Source organism: Bradyrhizobium sp. ISRA436 (assembly GCF_029910015.1).
Classification (GTDB): domain Bacteria; phylum Pseudomonadota; class Alphaproteobacteria; order Rhizobiales; family Xanthobacteraceae; genus Bradyrhizobium.
The window spans coordinates 5,796,495-5,816,292 of sequence record NZ_CP094519.1 but is presented as its reverse complement, the minus strand read 5'-3'; the positions used below and the strand labels follow the sequence as shown (position 1 = coordinate 5,816,292).

Sequence of the window (19,798 nt, the reverse complement as noted above, 5' to 3'; positions counted from 1 at the left end):
ATTGTTGATGAGAGGGCCGCTCCCGGTGGTAACCGCTATGTCCGATCGCTCGATGATCCTCGCTTTGTCCTGCCCCGACCGTCCAGGCATCGTCTCAGCAGTCTCCAGTCTTCTGTTCGATGCGGGGTGCAATATCCTTGACGCCCAGCAGTTCGACGATACCGAGACCGGCCGCTTTTTCATGCGAGTGGTCTTCGACCGCCTCGATCAGGCGAAGTCGAAGGCCGAGATCGCCGCCTCGCTCGAGACTCTCGTCACGCGCTTTTCCATGACGTTCAGCTTGCGCGAGCGTTCTACCAAGAAGCGGGTGATGTTGCTGGTCTCCAAATTCGATCATTGCCTGGCCGATCTGCTCTATCGCTGGCGCATCGGCGAACTGCCGATGGATGTGACTGCGATCGTCTCCAATCACAGCCGCGAACATCTGGCCTCGACCGATCTCGGCGAATTGCCGTTCCACCATCTACCCGTCACGAAGCAGACCAAGATGGAGCAGGAGGCCCGGATCTGGGAGCTCGTGCAGGAAACCAACACCGATCTCGTCGTCCTCGCGCGTTACATGCAGATCCTGTCTGACGGGCTTTCGGCCAAGCTGACAGGGCGCTGCATCAACATTCATCACTCCTTCCTGCCGGGGTTCAAGGGCGCCAAGCCTTACCACCAAGCGCATGAGCGAGGGGTCAAGCTGATCGGCGCGACCGCGCATTACGTAACCCCTGATCTCGACGAGGGGCCGATCATCGAGCAGGATGTCGAACGAATCTCGCATCGCGACGCGCCTGATGATCTCGTCCGCAAGGGGCGCGACATCGAACGGCGCGTGCTGGCCCGCGCCGTGCGGCATCACCTCGAGGGTCGCGTGATGCTCAACGGCAAGAAAGCCGTCGTCTTCACCGGCTGATCGACAACGGACTGTCGGATAGCGAGAAGATGCGTGGACTGGATGTCCTTCAACGGACATGTGTTAGGCACTCACTATGACACTCCAGGTGTGCAAGAGTCAGGCCGCACGTCAACCGCATAAGAGCTTCTCTTGCATCGCTCTACCAGCTGGACCCCGCGCTGTGTGGCCTAGCTTCAATTCGGAAGGCGCAGCTTCTTATGTTTTGCGCGAGCTGCAGTCCTAATTAGGTGCAGAAATTGTGGTCACCCGCAGATCAACACGTGAGTCTTCAAGCCGCCACAAAGAAAAACTGCATCTCAATGCGCCTACGGATCGAATTTCTTCGGCAATTTCTCCATTAGTGTGACGATCTGCGTCTTGCCTGTGTCATCATAAAAAAGCGCAGCCGTGCGGCAAAAGACGTCTCGCCCTCGGTCGGAGCGAAGCCCGCTCTGTAGAATTGAGCCCCAGACGGCAACGCATGACTCGCCTAATTATTGCTTCATCTTGGTCTTCAGCAGTCGTTCGCGTTCATAAGAGTGTACGAAATGGCACGTCGATGCGATGCAGCGGTTCAGACTTACGCTCCTCATTATCTCAATGTGGCGGGACACACATATCTTCCCGACCTTCATCTCCCCTTCCGGGTTTTGGACGCCGATTGCCCGACAGATCACTTATTACGCCCTTGCTAGCGATAAGCTGCTGACACCAAACATCGGCGCGGTGACGGACCGATGCTTAATCTTGGTCGAGGAAATAGTTGTGCCATGCTACGAGCCGGTCCGAGCAATTCAGCGGGGTCTTGCGGTGTTGCGGGCTATCAGCGAGCACGGGCCCATCACAATTGCAGAGCTTGTTTCAAAGTGCAGCTTCCCACAGCCGACAGTTGTGCGCGTGCTCGAGACTTTGGTCGCGGAGGGCTACGTCTATCGCCAAGCCGGGAAATCGACCTACCTGGTGACAGGTCGAACTCTGACGCTCAGCCGGGGCTTCGATACCAAATCGCGTCTGATTGAGATTGCGTCTCCCATTGTCGACCAGATGCACATTGAGATTGGTTGGCCATCGAATCTCGCGGTATTCGATCGCGATGCAATGGTCATAGTGTATAGCAATCGCGCTTCGCTCGGGTTGTCCTTGCCCGGTCGAAGAGGCGCAAGAATCCCCTTACTGGCCACCGGTGTAGGACTGGTCACGGTGGCGTTCATGTCCGAAGAAGAGCGCGAGGCAGCGCTTTCCCGTGCACGAGAAACGGGAGGACGTTGGGACACGGACCCTCGTATCGCGTCGAGGCTCGACGCGAGACTTGCGCAAATCCGTCGAGATGGGCACGCGCTCGCAGACGAAGAGTACCTGGAAGCGGTCTATCAATCTCGGATTTGGGCGGTCGCCGTTCCCATTCTGACAAAGGACGGAAAGGTTCTGGTCGCTATAAGTAGTTTGGTACTGACGGTCGCGGGTGAGAGGGGCCGGTTGCTACAAACGATTCTTCCAAGTCTCAGGAAGGCTGCGGTTAGCATCCGCGATCGGTTGGTTGCTGATGGACAGTGACGTGTTCGCCTCTGCACCACCTTCAGTGCATCCAACGAGATGCCGACCAACGCGATAGCGGTAAGTTTCCATCCGCACTTGCTCTCACGCGTGCTTGAGCGAGGCCGCCGCGCGAGCGAAGCTGCCGTCGGTCTTCAAGCGCTCTGCAAAATCCGCGTCGCGACGATCCAGTTCCTCAGCCGCGGTCAGTACTGCCAAAATCTTGTCCTGGGGCACCACCACAATTCCTGTGTCGTCCATGACGACCAAATCATCTGGGCGGACGCAAACCCCACCACAGGTAATGGCCTCGCCTCGTGAAACAATCCGCAGCCGACCCTTGCCAGTGCGGGGCGTAACCGTTCGACTCGCAACAGTCAGCCGGAGGCGTGCGATTTCCTCAACATCCCTGCATCCACCGTCCACTATAGCACCGGCCGCCTTGTGCAAGGTGAGCGTGAGCGCGGCAAGTCCGCCAAAAGTTGAAACGTCAGCCGAGCCCATATCAACAACAAGCACACTGTTGAGGGAGGTCGCATCGAAGGCCGATCCGACAGCAAAGTCCTCAAACGAAAAACTGCCAAGAGGTGCAGCTTGCTGGAGCATCGTCTGGGCAAACCCAGCGACTCTTCCACTTCCGGTTCTCCGGGTGATTCCCGACATGACGCCAGGAATGTCAAACGCGTCCAATGCATCTCCCAAGGTCGCCGTAGCGAGGCGGCGCGCGCGTTCGAGAATAGAATCACGCTGCTTCATTTCTTCCATTGCACACTCCGCTTTCCAAGGTTCGATTTAAGGTGTGGCTTATTGCATCCTAGCGAGCCCGTCGTATGGCAGCTGCAACGATTTCGGCTTGCTCTCGTTCATGTCGATCGATCGACCCGCCCGCGGCCGGAGCAATCGGAGGCCGCCCGACATAGCCCAGAGGCCGGCGCACATTTTCTCTGAACATTCTGTCCATGTAGTAGAAGGCGCCCTGATTCTCCGGTTCCTCTTGGCACCAAACTAATTCGGCTTTTGGATACTTGGCGAGCGCCTCAGTGATGTCTTTGCTCGGAAACGGGTAAAGCTGCTCGATGCGCACCAAGGCGACGTCCGACACGCCTTCGCGCAAACGCATTTCATTGAGGAGATAGAAGATCTTCCCTGTGCAAAAAACGATCCGGTTACAGTGTCCCGAAGCCTCGGTAGTGATGACTGCGCGGAACCTTGTCCCGGACGCCAATTCCGATAGCGCCGATCGACATGCCTTTTCGCGCAAGAGAGATTTCGGCGCCATAAGAAAAAGGGGAATCCGTTGCGCGCTCCGCTGTTGTCGGCGCAGCAGGTGAAACAGGTTCGCGGGCGTGGACGGGAGCGCAACCCTGATGTTCTCGTGGGCGCAGCTTTGAAGAATTCTTTCGATGCGAGCCGACGAATGGTCAGGGCCCTGGCCCTCCAACCCATGCGGCAGCGCGATAACCAGTGACGATCGCATCTTCCACTTCGATTCGGAGCTTACGATGTATTGATCTACCGCGACTTGCGCGCCGTTCAGGAAATCGCCGAATTGGGCCTCCCAAACAAAGAGCCGGTTTGGATCCGCAAGGCTCATTCCATATTCGAAAGCGAGCACGCCGTACTCTGTCAGCGGCGAATTGACGGCGTCAAAACGGATCCCGTCGCGGGCAAGCGTGCTCAACGGTACAAATATCCGGCCATCCCGCACGTCGTGGATTGCCAAATGACGCTGCGTGAACGTACCACGGATGCAGTCCTGTCCACTCAGACGAACCGAAGTGCCTTCGTGAAGCAGGCTCGCAAAAGCGAGTGCTTCTGCCGTAGCCATATTAATATCCGAGCCCTTCTGAATGGTGTTCCATCGATACGACAAGAAGGTGCGAACTTTCACATCCGGCACCAAATCGTCTGGTATGTTAGTAATAGCCCTGCCCAAATTGAGAAGCGTCTCGGAATCGATGCCCGTCTGAGGATCAGTTTCCGAGCCACACCCGGTCTCCGTCTCTGGGAAGACGGTCGTTTCGGCCAGAACGTCGTTCAGTCGCAGCTTCTCGTGGCTCTCGTAGGCCTCAGTGAGTCGTCGCGCGAACTCTGCTCGCCCAGCATCCGCGGTTTCGAAAGCGTCGCGCGAGCGAGTTTGGACGTGCTCGGAAAAAAGCGCTCTCAAGCTGGGATGTTTTTCGATCGCGGCGGAGGCTACGGGCTGCGTAAAGCGTGGCTCGTCAAGCTCGTTATGCCCGTTTCGGCGATAGCACACGAGATCAATGATCACATCTCGCCCAGTGCGATGTCGCCATGCGTAGGCAACGCGTGCCGCAGCTGCAGCAGCGATCGGATCATCTCCATTCACATGGAGAATCGGAATGTCATACGCCTTTCCGAGATCAGTTGGGTGGCGCGTTGAGCGACCTTCTCCGGGCAATGTCGTGAACCCGATCTGATTATTGACGACAAGATGGATTGTCCCGCCGGGCGAGTAGCCGGCCAAGCCATCCATTTGCAGCAGTTCACTGACGAGACCCTGGCCGGCGAAGGCTGCATCCGTGTGCATCAGAAGAGGAAGGACGCTCCCAGGAGCGCCCTCACGCTCCTGCAACTCCTGGCGAGCTCTCGCTGCTCCAGTTGCTACTGGCGCAACTACGATCAGGTGCGACGGATGCGGGAGAACGCGCACTTCCACGGCTCCGCATCCCATGTCCACAGTTCCAGCAAGACCATTGTGATAGGGAACATCGCCAGTAAAGCGCTCGTCTCCCGCCGTGATGTCTCGTCCTTTGATCTCCGAAATCAAGCCGGGCAAGGACTTGCCGAATACTGTTGCAAGCGTTGCCAGCCGACCACGATGCATGCCCCCGACCACAACTTCTGTCTGACCCGCGCTCGCAGCCTCGCGCAGGATTTCCTTCAGAATTACTGCGGAAGATTCGGAGCCTTCAATGCCAAAGCGCTTTTTCGTCGGCCATTTGGTCTTGATGAATTTCTCAAATTCATCTGCCAAAAGTACAGCTTCCAAACCCGAGGTCATGACGCGCTCGTCAGGCTCGGCAAGAACCTCCTTCTCGAAGAGATCGTAAATCCACGCACGATCCTCTGGATCATCGAGATGAGCCGCTTCCAACGCCACATGGCAACAATACACTTGGCGAAGAATCTCCTCCGCTCTCTCTTTCGTCACTTCGATCGAGCTACCTGCCACAGATAGCTTAACCGGCCCGGAGCCTACATGATCCTTTGCCTGAGCAAGTTCGGGGACGTGAATGGTCGGCGCCAACCCGAGTGGATCCAGTTGCGCTTCCTTATGGCCATAAGAACGAAATGCTTCCACGAACGCCGCTGTCGCCGCCTCGTCTTGCCCAATTGCGGGAGCCTGGGCGTCATCGAGCGACTCAAAATGAATTGCCCAGTCGACAGGTACTGATTGGGGATCTTTCAGGTACCGAGCGTACAAGTTCAGGAAAAAGGAGCTGTCACCGGAAAGCGGCAGATTCATTAGTCGATTGCTCATTAGCAAGGCGTCCAGTGCCTCTCATCGCCGACGATCGATATCCGCGCTCCTCGATCAGCGATACGAGTTTTGGATCATATATTCATCTGGTGAATTTTCTCGGCTTGCCCAGTTGCGCGAGGCTCCCGGTCAACGGTTGGATGCAAAGACGCTCGCCGCGGTCGCGGCGGTCTAGAAGGATGAGAGTCGTGTACGGGCTGCTGTCGAGTGTCAGGGTTGTCGAAGGTGCTTCTTTCATTGCGGGGCCATATTGCACGCTAATACTCTCCCAACTTGGAGCGGAGGTCATCCGGTTCGAGGCCATTGGCGGCGGTCCCGACTATCGACGCTGGCCGCTCGGTCCCGGCGGAGACAGCTTCTACTGGGAAGGCCTGAACAAAGGAAAGAAGTCCGTCGCCCTGAATCTGGGAATGCCAGAGGGGCGTGAGTTAGCAATTGCCATCATCACTGCCGAAGGCAAAGACAGCGGAATTTTCGTCACTAACTATCCAGAGGCCGGTTTCCTCTCGCACGAGAGTCTTTGTAGTGTCAGGCCAGACCTCGTGACCGCCCGCATTCTCGGCCATGCCGATGGCACTTCGGCCGTCGACTACACCGTGAACTGTGCGGTTGGTTTTCCCTACATGACTGGACCACAAGGCGGTGATCGAATTCCCATAAACCACGTACTTCCCGCATGGGACCTGCTCGCAGGTTCGACGGCTGCAGTCTCGGTCCTTGCGGCTATACAACATCGGAGGCGGACGGGACTCGGCCAGCATATACGCATACCCCTGAGCGACGTTGCGGCTGCAACGTTAGGCAACCTCGGACAGATCGCCGAGGTCGCGATCTCTGGCGCAGACCGACCCAAATTCGGCAACAGCCTGTTCGGCGGCTTTGGTCGGGATTTTGGCTGCGCCGACGGCAAGCGCGTCATGATCGTCGCGCTGACGGCCAAACAATGGAAGGCGTTGATAACCGCTCTCGATCTGGAAGCGCCAATCCGCGCGCTCGAATCGGAAGTTGGCACTTCACTGGACTCAGACGAAGGGGCCCGCTTCCTGCACCGAGATCGCATTGACGCAATCGTCGAGCAGGCTGTGGCGCAGTACGCTTTGGCGGCTCTCTCTCAGCGGTTTAAATCGTCGGCGGTTTGCTTTGGTGTCTACAGGACCGTGCACGAAGCGCTCACTGAGGATCCGAATTTTGTTGAAGCTAACCCAATCTTCGCAACCGTGAAACATCCAAGCGGGTGCGCGTATCCGACACCCGGTTTTCCGGCTTCATTTTCAGGCGAAGCTCGTTGCGATCCATCGCCAGCCCCCACCTTGGGCGAGGATACTGAAGAAGTGCTGACCACAATCCTTCGCATTCCCGGCGCCGCTCTTGGGAGCCTTCATGACCGTGGCGTGATTCGCTTGGCGAGCCACCCTGTTTCTTCAATCTAAGGAACGGAAAGGATGGAAGCTTTAGAACAGCTCCGTGCCGAGCGCTTGGTGGCGACCGCGATCGGAGCCGCCGCAGCTGCAAAGCAGTTTGTCGGTGCGGCGAAAGCCGCGCTTTCTCAATTCGTCATTAAAGACGGCCGTATTTCCGCGGGCCAGCTCGATCGAAGACAACGAGCCGCTCATGGCTTTGCCTGGATCGCGGCACTCAGCGAATGCCTATCTGCGACTGCAGACTGGAGCAGGCGGCGCGTTTCGTCTGGCGGGCTCGACCGACTGAGCGAATGCGCGGTCATTGTCGCCTTCTCCGAGTACCTTGGGCAACTCATCGGCGGTGTTCCGATGACGCAGAATGAGATTGTCCGACCTTCGGAGCTTGACCTGTCCCAAGCGGCCGCGGATCTGGCAACGAACGATTGTGTTGTCAAATTTGTGCGTGCAGACTGGTCGCGTGTACGCTTGGAATTGACTAAGCTTTTGACCGAAGGTCACCGCCTACACGACGGGCTTGACGATGAGACGCTCGATGCATTTCGAGCCGAAGTCAGACGGTTTGCCGATGAACGGATCCTCCCGAAAGCACACAAGTGGCACCTGGAGGACGCTCTTATCCCCGACGAGATCGTCCAGGAGATTGCCGACCTTGGAATCTTTGGCGTCTGCATCGCCCCTGATTTCGGCGGCTTGGGACTCGGCAAACTCGCGATGTGCGTGGTTACTGAGGAGCTCAGTCGCGCCTGGATCGCCGCGGGGTCGCTTGGGACTCGGTCCGAAATCGCAGCCGAGCTAATAAACCACTCCGGCACCGAGGCCCAAAAGTGCAAGTGGCTTCCGAAAATCGCCTCAGGGGAATTCCTGCCGACAGCCGTGTTCACGGAGCCAGACACGGGATCGGATCTCGGCAGTATTAGGACGCGCGCTATGCGTCAATCCGATGGAAGCTGGCGCATTTTCGGCGCGAAGACCTGGATCACGCATGCTTCCAGAAGCGACTTGATGACAGTGCTCGCCCGTACTCTACCGGAATCTTCCGGATATTCAGGGCTCTCGATGTTCGTCGCCGAGAAGCCGCGTGGTCTTCCCGATAATCCCTTTCCGGTTCGAGGGATGAGCGGAAGCGAAATTAAGGTTCTCGGCTACAGAGGAATGCGGGAATACGACATCGCCTTCGATGGATTCGAAGTTTCCCCGAACGGTCTCCTCGGGAATGCAGAGGGCCACGGCTTTAAACAGCTTATGCGCACGTTTGAAGGGGCGCGTATCCAGACAGCGGCTCGCGCCGTCGGGGTTTCGCGCCGAGCTCTCGAGCTCGGACTTTCCTACGCGATGGAACGGTGGCAGTTCGGCAAGGCCATTGCGGAGTTTCCACGGATATCGGACAAACTCGCGACGATGACGGCGGAGATCCTGTTGGCAAGAGAAGTGATGTATCGCGCCGCGCGAGCCAAAGACGCCGGCCGCAGGTGCGACATCGAAGCCGGAATGGCTAAGTTGATTGCAGCTCGGGTGGCTTGGTCCGCAGCCGACGTTTCGCTACAGATTCACGGCGGCAATGGATACGCCCTTGAATATGAAATCAGCCGTGTTCTTTGCGACGCGCGGATACTCAACATCTTTGAGGGGGCCGCCGAAATTCAGGCGCAAGTCGTTGCACGCGGCCTCCTTAGCAGCGGCACCGCGTGAGGATGGATGGTCGCTCCTCCTAGGAAGATGGAATGCCGGTCTACATCCCTAATGGGTTCAGTGTTGGGGAGCGCCAGACAGTCTGGCCAAGGCCAAGTACACGTTACAGTGTGGTGATTGTCTATGACGCAGATTGACACTGTCATCAACGAAGCAGTTTTCGCCGCGGGATCTTCGCCCACAATTGCATTGATGGATAGGGCGCGAATACTTAAACAAAGCGGACGAGACATCGTCAGCCTAGCGGGCGGGGAGCCGGACATGTCGCCCTCGCAGCCTGGACTGCAGGCAGCCATTGATCGACTTGCTTCTGGACAGGTGTCCTACGGTCCGGTGGCCGGTCTGCCCGAGCTCCGGCAAGCAGTCGCTCGTGGCATCAAGCGTCGGCACGGACTTAATTATCTGGTCCAGAATATTCTCATCGGCGTAGGGGCAAAGCAGGTGCTCGCCGAGGCCTTAATGGTCGCCACTCAGCCCCGCGACGAAATTATCATTCCGGCGCCTTACTGGGTGTCCTATCCCGCAATGGCCCGATTAGCCGGGGGCTCGCCAGTAATCGTGCAAACGTCAGCCAAGAACTATTTCAAGATTACACCGGAGGAACTCAGAGCGGTGCTCACCCCCCGTTCGCGCTGGCTTGTCATAAATTCCCCAGCCAATCCAACGGGCACAGTCTACTCCAAACGCGAACTTGCCGAGATAGCGCGCGTTGTTGCCGACCATCCGCGACTTCTAGTTCTGTCGGATGATATCTATGAAGACATCCTGTTCGACGGCCACAAGCACGCAAATATTGTCGGGGCTGAACCAGGGCTGCTGGACCGATCTGTACTTTGCAGCGGATTTTCAAAAGGTCACGCGATGACAGGTTTGCGTGTCGGATATGCAGCCGCTCCCGATTGGCTGATAGGCCCGATGATCAACCTTCAGTCTCACCTCACATCCGGAGGCTGCGTAGTCGGACAGGCTGCGGCGACCATGGCGCTCATGAAGGCGGAGGCTTTTCCTGCGCAGTGTGTGCAGGCCTACGAGCGTCGTCGCCGACTGGGACTCGAAATTTTGCAACGATCGGATCGCATTTCTGTATTCCCGTCTCAGGGGGCCTTCTATTTCTGGATCGACGTATCGGGACTCATTGGCAATAGATCGCCCGGGGGCCACACAATGATGTCCGACATCGAAGTCGCAGAGTCCTTGTTGGAATCGGGCCTAGCGGTGGTTCCTGGCTCAGCATTTGGGCTTTCGCCCTATCTGCGGATGTCCTTCGCTGCTGCAGACGATCTTGTCCGAACAGGATGCGAGCGCCTCATCACCTTTTGTCACGATTGCATTGCCGGGTGATCCACCTGCCCCTCACTTCGCGCAGCACGTGGCCTGATCTGATAGGGGGGTGCCCTGAACAACCTGGTCGCGGGAGGATCTTTTCTCTCTTTGAGGCGTCGGATGATTTGGTGGTGACGCCGAGTTCGTCGGCTGTCAATCGGCCCCTTAATTGCGGTTTATTGGCAAGCTCTCCCTTTTGAACTCCACCGGCACGACGGTAGCGATCGTCCCATCGGAGCTGGTCAGAGTTGCGGAGACGGCGCGCGGCTGAGGTGGCGATGCGCGTATCGGACGGGCGAGCGCCGGATGGTTGTCGGGATTGGATGATCTTTAGTTGATGGTTTCGCTGGAGTCATGGTCCTTTCTTCGGTCGCGCTGCGCCTTATGATGATAGCCGGTCGGGCGCCTCAATCTGTCCAGCGGAGCGCGGACGAGGCGCCATCGGTTGATTGAGCGAGGTCGCCACAACACAGTCTGAACGGGACATCGCCGGTCCCTCGAGAATCGGGCCAGAAACTCGCAAGATATGATCAGGTCGTCTTTGCCTGTCCCCAATAGAACGATGTTCCGTCGAGGCAGACCCAGTGGAGGATTACGGCGATCTTCCGGGCGATGGCGACCTTTCACCTTATTCATGCCCATCCGCTTGGCAAGCTATTCCTCAGGCCTTCAGGGTGGACCATTTCTTCGTCCGATAAAGCAGAACGGTGGCGGCCTCGAACAGATAAGTTCCGGGAGGTCCTTTCTGCAGCTTCGCCATATCCTCCGCCGCGGTCACGGGCGACAATTGCGAGGACGAAAGCAGTCCATGGCCAAGCACCACACGTACCGGGTCGAGTTCAAGCACTGGGTGTGCTCAGGAGTATCGGAGTATCTCCCCGGCGAGGCGCTCCATGGCCTGCCGAAACGCCACGCCTAGCGCGAAATCCCGATCAGCCGGCCTGGGGCCGACAAATGACGGACGTACTCTTACCCAAGCCAGGATTCTCGTTATACGGTGCACCCGCGAGCATCTTGATGCTTAAGAGCGCCCGCAATCTGCCTTCATACCCGGGACACCCGGTAATGCCAGCACGTGGCGTCTCCTGTGCGCTACAAGACGGTGCCTGGCTTGAATGCCAGGACCGACGCTGGGGAATTGACATCGGCTATGGTTTAGGCAGCGATCGACTCGTACTCGCAACTGATGACCTGCAGCTGCGGGTACCCGATCCGGTGCCAGGACGCGGTCCGCGCAGCAGTAGACGTGCCCGTGCTCCTATCGCGCTTTCTCCTCGCTCCTTTTCTCGAAAACATGCCCCCCAGACAGTAAGCGGCAAAGAGATCCCGTCTGGCGCAGGGAGTGAGCAATCGGCTATCGGCTGCTGAGTTTGTGAGCCGATGTGAGCTTCTATGTCTGAGCCTAGTTCTGGAACTAGAACCTTCCATATGATCGAAGCGGTCGCCGACCGTCTTGAGGGAGCGCCGCAGCAGCTTCGCCGACGCTGGTCGGACGAGTTTAAGGCCCAAGTCGTGACAGAGGCGCTGGAGCCCGGCGCGAGCGTCTCGGCGATTGCCCGGCGGATCGGCGTTCACCCGTCGCAGCTGTTCGCCTGGCGCCGCGATGCTCGGGCCGAGCAGCATTGTCGCTCCCGGCACTCGAGTTGCGGGGGTGTGGTGGCGTCTGTATCAGGCGCGGTGATCGAAATTGCGATTGGCGAGGTGATCGTGCGCGCCGGCGTGGATGTCGACGAGGCGCAATTGCAGCGGGTGATCCGGGCGGTCCGTTCGGCATGATCCCCTCCGGCGTGAAGGTGTTCCTGGCCAGCAATCCAGTCGACTTCCGTAAGGGTATCGATGGGCTTGTTGCGCTGGTGCGCGATGCGGGCTCAGATCCGTTCGACGGCGCGCTTTATGTCTTCAGGGCCAAAAGAGCCGACCGAATAAAGATCGTGTGGTGGGATGGCTCCGGCGTGTGCCTCTATTTAAAGCGGCTCGAGAAGGCGAGGTTCTGCTGGCCGGCCCATGCTGGGTTTGTCTCAAAGCAGAAGGACATTTGAGGCAATCGCCCATTGACGAAACTCTCGACTCGTGAACCACCACGCGCACCAGAAGGAGTTTAGACATAGATGATTCGAAAACCAACGACGTCCTGTCTCTGTGATTACTTCCAGCCGCGCGCCGCCATTAGGCGCCGAGATCCGACCGCATAAGGCGCTACATTGATGCGATTCCGCGTTATGGGAGTGGTAAGAGACCAAAGAACAGAATGAAAGTTTCCGGGCCAGTGGCGGAATGGGAGGGGATAATGAGCCGTGTACTTAGCCGCAGGCGATTCATAATGACAGGGTCGTCCGCTGTTGCGGCTAGCGCGATGTCGGCCGTAGCGGGCCGGGTTTCGGCGAAATCATCGGGCGAACTGAGGGTGAACGTGTCCGGCGGCGATTTTGGTAAGGCCGCAATTGATGCCTATGTGAAGCCCTTCGAGGTCGAGACTGGGATTAAGGTCGCGCCAATTGCCCAAGAGGTCCACTCGGCTCAGATCGCGATGATGGTAAAGGCGAAAGCGGTTACGGTCGACGTGGTTCCATTTAGCCCAGTCCCGCACGCCAGTTTGGTGAAGGACGATCTCTTTGAGGAGATCGACTACTCAATTTATAACAAGGAGGAGTTGGGCGCGATCCCGGATTACTGCAAGCAGTCGTACGGCATTGCCAGTTACATATACTCCTACAATATGGTCTATAACGTGACAAAGTTCCCGGCCGGCAAGCCGCGGCCAACCAGCTGGGCCGAATTCTGGGACGCACAGAGGTTTCCTGGGACTCGATCGCTTCAGAGTGGCCAATACGGAACTGTGGGCCCCTGGGAGGAGGCTCTCCTGGCGGATGGTGTGCCTGTTGACAAGCTTTATCCAATGGACATTGATCGCATTTTCAGCAGCTTGGATAAGATCAAGCCGCACGTCGTCAAATGGTGGACGAGCGCATCCGAGATTCAGCAAATTATGCGCGATCACGTGGCAGATATCGTACAATCCTCTGACGGGCGGGCGCTTCTTTTAATCGAAAACGGCGAGCCGATCGAGATCAATCGAAATCAAGCTAAGCTGGTTTGGCAGTATTGGTCCATCCCAAGGGGTAGCCCAAATGCGCAGAACGCACAGAAGTTTATCGAATTCGTGACCCGCGCCGAGCCCCAGGCGGCCCTTGCGAGACTATTCCCCCAGGCTCCGTCCAACCGCAACGCCCTCAAGCTGATACCGGAGAAGCTGGCCCGCAAGCTTTGTACCTATCCTGACTACATGGCGACCAGCTATTCTATAAACCCGAGGTGGTACGTCGAGACCGGATTGGACGGCCTGACGAATGCGCAGCATCTACTCCAGCGCTGGAACCAGTGGATTCTTCACTAGGTCTCCAGATCATTTCGCAGAGCAGCGATTTCGTCTTCGGTGAAATGGCGCCAGCCGTCAGTGGCCCACTGGCTCCGCACGCGGCTCGCCGCCCTTCAGTCGTTAGCGCAATCCGGTCATTCTGGAGTACGAATAGTGAATGTGCATGTTGGAAGTGCAGCCCCACTTGCTGAGGATCAAAGCTTGGAGAGAAGTGTCGTTTCTGCGCAGATTGAATTTCGCGGCGTTACCAAGATGTATGGGCCGATCGCTGCGGTGAAAGACTTGTCGCTTGTGGTTGGTCGCGGCGAATTTCTGACGCTCCTCGGTCCAAGCGGCTCAGGCAAGACTACGGCGCTGATGCTGCTCGCAGGCTTTACCGAGCCCAGCGAGGGCGACATTTTAATTGGTGGAAAATCCGTTGCCGCAGTGCCGTCCTATCGACGCGACCAGGGAATCGTCTTCCAGAGCTATGCGCTGTTTCCGCACCTTACGGTGCACCGGAACTTGGAATTTCCGCTCGAAATGCGTGGCATGAAGGCCGCCGAGAGGACAGCACGGGTCGATAGGATGCTTGAGTGCGTGCACCTCAAGGATTTTGACGGACGCATGCCGTCGCAATTGAGCGGCGGCCAGCAGCAGCGCGTGGCTCTTGCCCGCGCGCTGATTGCCGATGCACCGATACTCCTGCTCGACGAACCGTTAGGGGCGCTCGACCGCAATCTCCGTGAGCAGATGCAGGCCGAGATCAAGAGCCTGCACAGGAAGTTCGGCAAGACTACTATCTGCGTCACCCACGATCAGGAGGAGGCACTCACGCTTTCGGATCGGATTGTCGTCATGCGCGCCGGACGGATCGAACAGACCGACACGCCGGAAGCGCTCTACGATCGGCCCGCGACGCGCTTCGTGGCGAGTTTCTTGGGCGAAGCGAACATCCTCGAAAATCCTGAATTCGCGATTGAATCTAATGCTGCGCAGCCGTCCAGTACCGTAGCCATGATCCGACCGGAACGCATTTGCATCGCCTCTCCCGCGGCGCCGAAACGCGCTGATGCCGACCAGCGTCAGTCCGTAACCGGCACCGTGGAAGACATGATCTATGCTGGCCCGTTGCGGAAATATCACGTGCGCGTCGGGAACAACGTGCTCGTCGTGCGCGAGCATGTCGGGGCAGGCCAGCAGATATTTCAGCGTAGCGACCAGGTGCGGCTGGATTGGCTACGAGCCGACATTCGCTTTGTCGTGGCATGAGGCGACGCGAGTGAAAATGCTTCAAAGGATCTGGCGAATGCCCATTTGGCTCACCGTGCCGGCCTTCGCCATTCTGCTGATCGTCTTCGGCATACCTATCATGCGGCTCTTCTTGAGCAGTCTCGATGCGCCGGCCTTCTCGATCGCAAATTATCAGGCGTTTTTCGCTCAGCGGGCGAACGTGCTCGTTCTCTTGCAGACCGTCAAGATAAGCGCGGTCGCCACGGTCATCTGCGTCATCATAGGCTATCCGACAGCCTATCTGATCGTAGCCGTCTCGAAGCGGCTGCGCGTCGTGCTCATCGTGCTCATCCTCATTCCGTTTCTGACCAGCGGATTGGCGCGCACGTACGCCTGGGTCGTGATTCTCGGCAGCCACGGCCTGATTAACAATCTACTGCTCGATCTCAGGCTGATCTCCAGTCCGTTGTCTCTCATCTACAACCGCATGGCCGTCTATATCGGCATGGTGCATATCATGCTGCCAGTGATGATTCTGCCGCTGGTCAGTGTCATGCTGGGTATCGACAAGTCGCTGATGGCGGCGGCCAGCAGCATGGGTGCGCGGCCTCTGTCTGCCTTCTGGCGTGTGTTCTTCCCGCTTAGCCTGCCTGGTGTGCGTAGCGGTTCGATGCTGGTCTTTATTTTCTGTCTCGGATTTTACATCACGCCGGTCGCGCTCGGCGGGCTGCGCGACGCCATGCTGTCAACCTTCATCGTGGCTCAAGTCGAGAGCGCATTCAACCTCGCACAAATTGCCACCACAGCCTTCATCCTCCTGGGGATTGCCGCGATCATGCTCTCCTTGGTCGGCCTCGATCTTTCCAGCAAGCAGGGCCTCGCGGTCCAACCAGCGCGGAAGTACAGATCTAGCCGGCTGCCCGTACTTGGCGCGCTGAGAAAAATTCTTAATGAACTCGCTACCCGTTTTCGGGTGCGGCGCTGGATTTCCCAGCTCTACCGGGCTCGGGGCGGCAGCCGTTGGCTGAGCATCATTGGCACGATGTATGTCGGGCTCGTCATGGTCTTTCTGCTGTTTCCTGAACTCATCGTCATCGTCATGTCGTTCAGCGCCGGGCCATTTCTGGAATTCCCGCCCTCTGGCTTTTCGCTACACTGGTATTACGCCTTCTTCGACGATCCGTCTTGGACCGGCGCACTCTGGGCCAGCATTCAGATCGGGATCGCGGTTACCGCCCTGTCGACCATCGTCGGCATGCTCGCGGCCTACGGCCTCAGCCGCGCCCATCCGCGGCTGCGCGGATGGCTGACCATGGCGATCCTGACGCCGATCACCTTTCCGGCCATCGTAGTCGCCGTCGCAATCTATTTCGGGCTGATTAAACTCGGACTGATCGGAACAAAGACCGGCATCATCCTAGCACATACCATCGGCGCTATGGGCTCTGTCGTCGTGATCGTCTCGGCGACTCTGGCGAATTTCGACCGGCGCTTGGAGCAGGCGGCGATGAGCATGCGTGCTGGACCGCTGCGGACATTCACGAGGGTGACGCTGCCTCTGATTCGGCCGGGTATTATTGGGGGCGCCGTATTCGCGTTCATCCATTCGTTCGACGAGGTTGTTATCACCTCTCTGGTCAACGGACTCTCAATATATACCCTGCCACTGAAGATGTGGCAGAACATGCAGAACCAGATTGACCCGACGATCGCTGCGGTTGCGTCGCTGCTGACGCTTTTGCCCGTACTGTGGCTCGTCGCGCTCTATGTAACGTGGTGGCGGTCGAGACTGAACTCGCGATGCGGCGTGCAAGCGCTTTCTGAAACCTGAAATGAGGGGCCGCCTGTGAGCTGGACTTGACGCCTGAGCGGCACACCGCTTGGCACCGCGGATGAGCACAAACATCGGGACCGGTTTGGGCCTGTCCGCGTGAATCTAAAGTTCGCCACATAAGGTCTGCTGGGCTTTGTGGCAGAAGCGCTCGACTGAAGCCAAAATCTGATCTGCGGACTTGGTCCATCTGAAAGGCTTCGGGTTTTGTTGTGAGGGCCGATGAAGATACGGACGTCGGCCTCGAGCTGCCTGACGGAAGTGTGAACACCTCGCTGGATCTACTTCGCGCTCAGGCGCTAGGCCGCCCCCGGGGGGCAGGGCTATCGCATGTGGCCGAGGAGTTCGAAGAGGAAGGCATCGTTCCAACCGGCGCGCTTGAGCTTGCCACGCAGAGAGATCGCGGTGTCGGGGTGGGCTCGGGCGACGTTGAGGGCCAGGCGTCTGAGCACGGCCAGATTGGCCGGTCCGTTGTCTTTGCGGTTTCGGGCGCGGTCTTCGTCGAGGGTGACGTCGAGCGGCCAATGCAGGCCGTTTTCGATGGACCAGTGGGTCCGGACGATACGCAAAACGTCCTTGCGGCTGTAGGGGCGGCTCATCAGGAAGTAGCGCTCGACCGTGTCGTCCTTGCCCCGCTTGCTGGTGATGCGGGCGACAGCTTTGAGGCCTGGGAAGTTGTGCTTCCTGGCCATGCCTGGAACCGCCGCGACGAGCGCGACGCGCTTCTCGTTGCGTCCATGTTCCGCATCGGTGGTGGTGAGCGATGTCTTGCCCTTACGTTTGGCGGCACGGATCGCGGCTTTGGCATCCTCCAGCAGAGCGGACTGGTTCTCCTTCACCGCCAGCACATAGTCGCCGCCCCGCTCCACAATCGCTTCGACCATCCCGCGGTGGCAATGCAGGGCGTCGGCCGTGACCACGCAGCCCTTGAGTTGCGGAAGCTCCAGCAACTGCAGGGCGCCGTCCACTTCGTTGTTGTTCGGCGCCAGGACATTGGCGAGCGCCATGCGCGTCTGCGCCGCCCAGGCGGTCACCATCACCGGCGGCATATGGCTCTTGCCGCGCTCGTAACCGCGTCGCAATGCCTTGCCGTCGAGCGCAATCACTCCGCGCGGCCGTTTGATCTTCGCACCTTGAGCAAAGGCCTTCATAAATTGCCGGAACGCAGCCTCAAACGCCTTTGGATCGAGCATCCGGAACACCCGACTGAACGTGTCGTGGCTCGGCAGGCCGTTCTTCAGCTCCAGCACATCTTGCCAAAGATAGGCCTTCATCCGGGCAAACAGCGCCATGTCCGTGCAACTGGTCGCCCCGCACAGCGTCGCCATCAGCGAGATAAACAATATCTCCGTCAGGTCATGCAGTGCGTTGTCGGCCCGGGGGTCTGGCAACTCGGAAAAGCATTCCGCAAATCGCTGCATCGGCCGCTCCTTCCAGATCAGGAGCCACCTTCAGAATCGCTTTCTGCCGATTTGGCAACTACTTGCAGAATTCCACATGCGATTCCCCTGCCGCAGCAAGGGGGGGATGGCATGACGTGGAAGGGCTACGAGGCAGATCTCGAGCCACGGCTCGCAGATCTGCACGGTCGGGTCCATCGGGGAACGTACCGCCCACAACCGTCCCGCCGGATGTACATACCGAAGGCGGACGGGAAGCAGCGGCCACTTGCGATCGCGACTCTGGAAGACAAGATGGTCCAAGGGGCCATGGTCATCGTGATCAACGTCATCCGCCATCTATGAAGGTGACTTCTGCGGTTTCTGCTATGGGTTTCGGCCCGGCAGAAGCCCACACGATGCGTTGGATGCCTTGTGCACAGCGATCGACATCCAGAATTTCTTTGGGGCGGTCAGCCAGGCATGGCTTGTCCGCTTCCTGGACCATAGGATCGGCGACAAGCGCATCATCCGCCTGATCAGAAAGTCGTTGAAGGCGGGTATTCTCGAAGAGGGGATCGTGACCGTTAATGATAGGGGAACGGGGTAAGGTTCGGTGATCTCACCGCTCCTCGGCAACGTCTACCTGCATTATGTGCTCGACCTGTGGACCAAGCGCTGGCGATAGCGTGAGGCGACCGGCGACATGATCATCGTGCGCTATGCGGACGATGTGGTGGTGGGCTTCGAGCGCGAGGACGACGCCATCGTTTCCTCGATGCGATGCGCGTGAGGCTTGAGGAGTTTGCGCTTACGCTCCATAGCGCCGTGCTCGAGATCGTCGATGATCGCTACGACAAGGGATCATTATTGATCACAAGCCAGCTCCCCGTGTCGCAATGGCATGACGTGATTGCCGATCCCACGCTTGGCGTTGCCATCTTGGATCGCATCATTCACAACGCTCACCGCATCGAGCTCAAGGGCGACAGCCTGCGGCGTCGGGCCGATGATAGGACAAAAGCGTGACCACCGTGCGCCCGATCGTCCCACCGGCCCACAGCCCTCCCGCGCGCGACCGCTGCGTCGCTCGTGGGGCACTCCGCGCCGCGCGCGGGACCTTCCCATGGACCGCTGGAACGATCTTCAAACCCTCCCGCCCGTCTTGACCAGGAGGATCATTTCCAGCACACATAATCCCATCAGTCGTGTTCGCCTCTGCAAGTGATCACCATCATCTGGAATCCGTCATCACCATCGCCCGGAACCGCTGATCATCATCCCTGGAATGCGCAAGCGTTGTGAAGCAGGCGATCAAGTATGGTATCAGCGTAAGTTGCGTCATTTATGAGCTCATGCCATTTGGCAATTGGAAGCTGCTGGTGACGAGTGTTGATCGACGGCCGTAGCGGTCCTCAAGGATTTCGAGCAGATGATGCCGCGCATTGGCGTCGATGGCCTGGAGGCCCCAATCGTCCAAGATCAGGAGCTCGACGGCGGCGATGCTCTTCATCCGCGAAGCGAGTCGGCCGTCGCCCCGGGCAAGGTCCAGTTCTTCGAACAACCGCGGCAGCCGGGTGTAAAGTACAGAGTGGTTGTCCCGGCAGGCCTTGTCCTGCGCTGCGTAACAATTGCGTATTTCGCAA

Annotated in this window: 14 protein-coding genes and 3 pseudogenes; 11 read left to right on the top strand and 6 right to left on the bottom strand. The window is 58.3% G+C overall.

Translation table 11 applies throughout. The annotated features are described in order from the left end of the window. Positions 1 to 37 precede the first annotated feature (37 nt). Positions 38 to 901, top strand: coding sequence for a formyltetrahydrofolate deformylase (gene purU, locus MTX23_RS27140; RefSeq protein ID WP_280973236.1), 864 nt, complete (start codon positions 38 to 40; stop codon positions 899 to 901). A gap of 546 nt (positions 902 to 1,447) precedes the next feature. Further along, the gene (locus MTX23_RS27135) at positions 1,448 to 2,437 is read left to right on the top strand and encodes an IclR family transcriptional regulator C-terminal domain-containing protein (RefSeq protein WP_280973235.1); all 990 of its coding nucleotides are present in this window, start codon (positions 1,448 to 1,450) and stop codon (positions 2,435 to 2,437) included. Between the two features lie 84 nt (positions 2,438 to 2,521). Here the strand turns inward: MTX23_RS27135 and MTX23_RS27130 are convergent, their stop codons facing one another. Both MTX23_RS27130 and MTX23_RS27125 read right to left on the bottom strand, forming a co-directional pair. After that, positions 2,522 to 3,181 (bottom strand): RraA family protein, encoded by a 660-nt coding sequence (locus MTX23_RS27130; protein WP_280973234.1) that lies wholly within the window; start codon positions 3,179 to 3,181, stop codon positions 2,522 to 2,524. A 49-nt stretch (positions 3,182 to 3,230) separates the two neighbouring features. Further along, positions 3,231 to 5,906: a 2-oxoglutarate dehydrogenase E1 component gene (locus tag MTX23_RS27125; protein WP_280973233.1), complete on the bottom strand. Its 2,676-nt coding sequence runs from the start codon at positions 5,904 to 5,906 to the stop codon at positions 3,231 to 3,233. Positions 5,907 to 6,109: 203 nt separating this feature from the next. On the opposite strand from MTX23_RS27125, the gene MTX23_RS27120 reads away from it, so the two are divergent. From MTX23_RS27120 to MTX23_RS27110, 3 genes are all read left to right on the top strand, one after another. Next, complete coding sequence (locus MTX23_RS27120) at positions 6,110 to 7,351, top strand: CoA transferase (RefSeq protein ID WP_280973231.1); 1,242 nt, start codon at positions 6,110 to 6,112, stop codon at positions 7,349 to 7,351. 12 nt (positions 7,352 to 7,363) lie between these two features. Continuing rightward, a complete protein-coding gene (locus tag MTX23_RS27115) occupies positions 7,364 to 9,031 on the top strand; it encodes an acyl-CoA dehydrogenase family protein (protein WP_280973230.1) in 1,668 nt (555 codons plus the stop codon). A gap of 123 nt (positions 9,032 to 9,154) precedes the next feature. Then, entirely contained in the window at positions 9,155 to 10,372 is a 1,218-nt protein-coding gene (locus tag MTX23_RS27110) for a pyridoxal phosphate-dependent aminotransferase (protein ID WP_280973229.1), read from the top strand. Between the two features lie 643 nt (positions 10,373 to 11,015). Here the strand turns inward: MTX23_RS27110 and MTX23_RS27105 are convergent. Then, positions 11,016 to 11,201 carry a hypothetical protein gene (locus MTX23_RS27105; protein WP_280973228.1) on the bottom strand — a complete coding sequence of 62 codons (186 nt, stop codon included), beginning with the start codon at positions 11,199 to 11,201 and terminating at the stop codon, positions 11,016 to 11,018. A 581-nt stretch (positions 11,202 to 11,782) separates the two neighbouring features. Here MTX23_RS27105 and MTX23_RS27100 point away from each other — a divergent pair. The 5 genes from MTX23_RS27100 to MTX23_RS27080 all read left to right on the top strand — a co-directional run bounded on the left by MTX23_RS27100 (position 11,783) and on the right by MTX23_RS27080 (position 16,773). Continuing rightward, the gene (locus MTX23_RS27100) at positions 11,783 to 12,130 is read left to right on the top strand and encodes a transposase (protein ID WP_280973227.1); all 348 of its coding nucleotides are present in this window, start codon (positions 11,783 to 11,785) and stop codon (positions 12,128 to 12,130) included. Then, the gene (tnpB, locus tag MTX23_RS27095; protein WP_280973226.1) at positions 12,127 to 12,393 is read left to right on the top strand and encodes an IS66 family insertion sequence element accessory protein TnpB; all 267 of its coding nucleotides are present in this window, start codon (positions 12,127 to 12,129) and stop codon (positions 12,391 to 12,393) included. The genes MTX23_RS27100 and tnpB overlap by 4 nt, the downstream gene beginning before the upstream one ends. A 314-nt stretch (positions 12,394 to 12,707) precedes the next feature. After that, the gene (locus MTX23_RS27090) at positions 12,708 to 13,748 is read left to right on the top strand and encodes an ABC transporter substrate-binding protein (RefSeq protein ID WP_348637520.1); all 1,041 of its coding nucleotides are present in this window, start codon (positions 12,708 to 12,710) and stop codon (positions 13,746 to 13,748) included. 183 nt (positions 13,749 to 13,931) lie between these two features. Next, positions 13,932 to 14,981 (top strand): ABC transporter ATP-binding protein, encoded by a 1,050-nt coding sequence (locus tag MTX23_RS27085; protein WP_348637519.1) that lies wholly within the window; start codon positions 13,932 to 13,934, stop codon positions 14,979 to 14,981. 37 nt (positions 14,982 to 15,018) lie between these two features. After that, positions 15,019 to 16,773, top strand: a complete 1,755-nt coding sequence (locus MTX23_RS27080) for an ABC transporter permease subunit (RefSeq protein WP_280973223.1) — start codon at positions 15,019 to 15,021, stop codon at positions 16,771 to 16,773. Between the two features lie 105 nt (positions 16,774 to 16,878). Here MTX23_RS27080 and MTX23_RS27075 read toward each other — a convergent pair. Then, positions 16,879 to 17,069, bottom strand: a pseudogene (locus MTX23_RS27075) (IS630 family transposase); the annotation flags it as partial. Positions 17,070 to 17,096: 27 nt separating this feature from the next. Then, entirely contained in the window at positions 17,097 to 18,194 is a 1,098-nt protein-coding gene (locus tag MTX23_RS27070) for an ISAs1 family transposase (RefSeq protein ID WP_280990745.1), read from the bottom strand. A 786-nt stretch (positions 18,195 to 18,980) separates the two neighbouring features. Here MTX23_RS27070 and MTX23_RS27060 point away from each other — a divergent pair. Continuing rightward, positions 18,981 to 19,181: pseudogene (locus MTX23_RS27060) on the top strand (ATP-binding protein); the annotation flags it as partial. 248 nt (positions 19,182 to 19,429) lie between these two features. Here the strand turns inward: MTX23_RS27060 and MTX23_RS27055 are convergent. Further along, positions 19,430 to 19,764 (bottom strand): annotated as a pseudogene (locus MTX23_RS27055) (ATP-binding protein); the annotation flags it as partial. Between the last annotated feature and the right edge of the window lie 34 nt (positions 19,765 to 19,798).

Excerpts from the sequence above, each read along its gene's own strand:
- MTX23_RS27115 (WP_280973230.1), top strand. The coding sequence starts at position 7,364 with ATGGAAGCTTTAGAACAGCTCCGTGCCGAGCGCTTGGTGGCGACCGCG.
- MTX23_RS27080 (WP_280973223.1), top strand. The coding sequence starts at position 15,019 with ATGCCCATTTGGCTCACCGTGCCGGCCTTCGCCATTCTGCTGATCGTC.
- MTX23_RS27070 (WP_280990745.1), bottom strand. The coding sequence starts at position 18,194 with ATGCAGCGATTTGCGGAATGCTTTTCCGAGTTGCCAGACCCCCGGGCC.
- MTX23_RS27110 (WP_280973229.1), top strand. The coding sequence starts at position 9,155 with ATGACGCAGATTGACACTGTCATCAACGAAGCAGTTTTCGCCGCGGGA.
- purU (WP_280973236.1), top strand. The coding sequence starts at position 38 with ATGTCCGATCGCTCGATGATCCTCGCTTTGTCCTGCCCCGACCGTCCA.
- MTX23_RS27125 (WP_280973233.1), bottom strand. The coding sequence starts at position 5,906 with ATGAATCTGCCGCTTTCCGGTGACAGCTCCTTTTTCCTGAACTTGTAC.
- tnpB (WP_280973226.1), top strand. The coding sequence starts at position 12,127 with ATGATCCCCTCCGGCGTGAAGGTGTTCCTGGCCAGCAATCCAGTCGAC.
- MTX23_RS27090 (WP_348637520.1), top strand. The coding sequence starts at position 12,708 with ATGTCGGCCGTAGCGGGCCGGGTTTCGGCGAAATCATCGGGCGAACTG.
- MTX23_RS27130 (WP_280973234.1), bottom strand. The coding sequence starts at position 3,181 with ATGGAAGAAATGAAGCAGCGTGATTCTATTCTCGAACGCGCGCGCCGC.
- MTX23_RS27100 (WP_280973227.1), top strand. The coding sequence starts at position 11,783 with ATGATCGAAGCGGTCGCCGACCGTCTTGAGGGAGCGCCGCAGCAGCTT.
- MTX23_RS27135 (WP_280973235.1), top strand. The coding sequence starts at position 1,448 with ATGCAGCGGTTCAGACTTACGCTCCTCATTATCTCAATGTGGCGGGAC.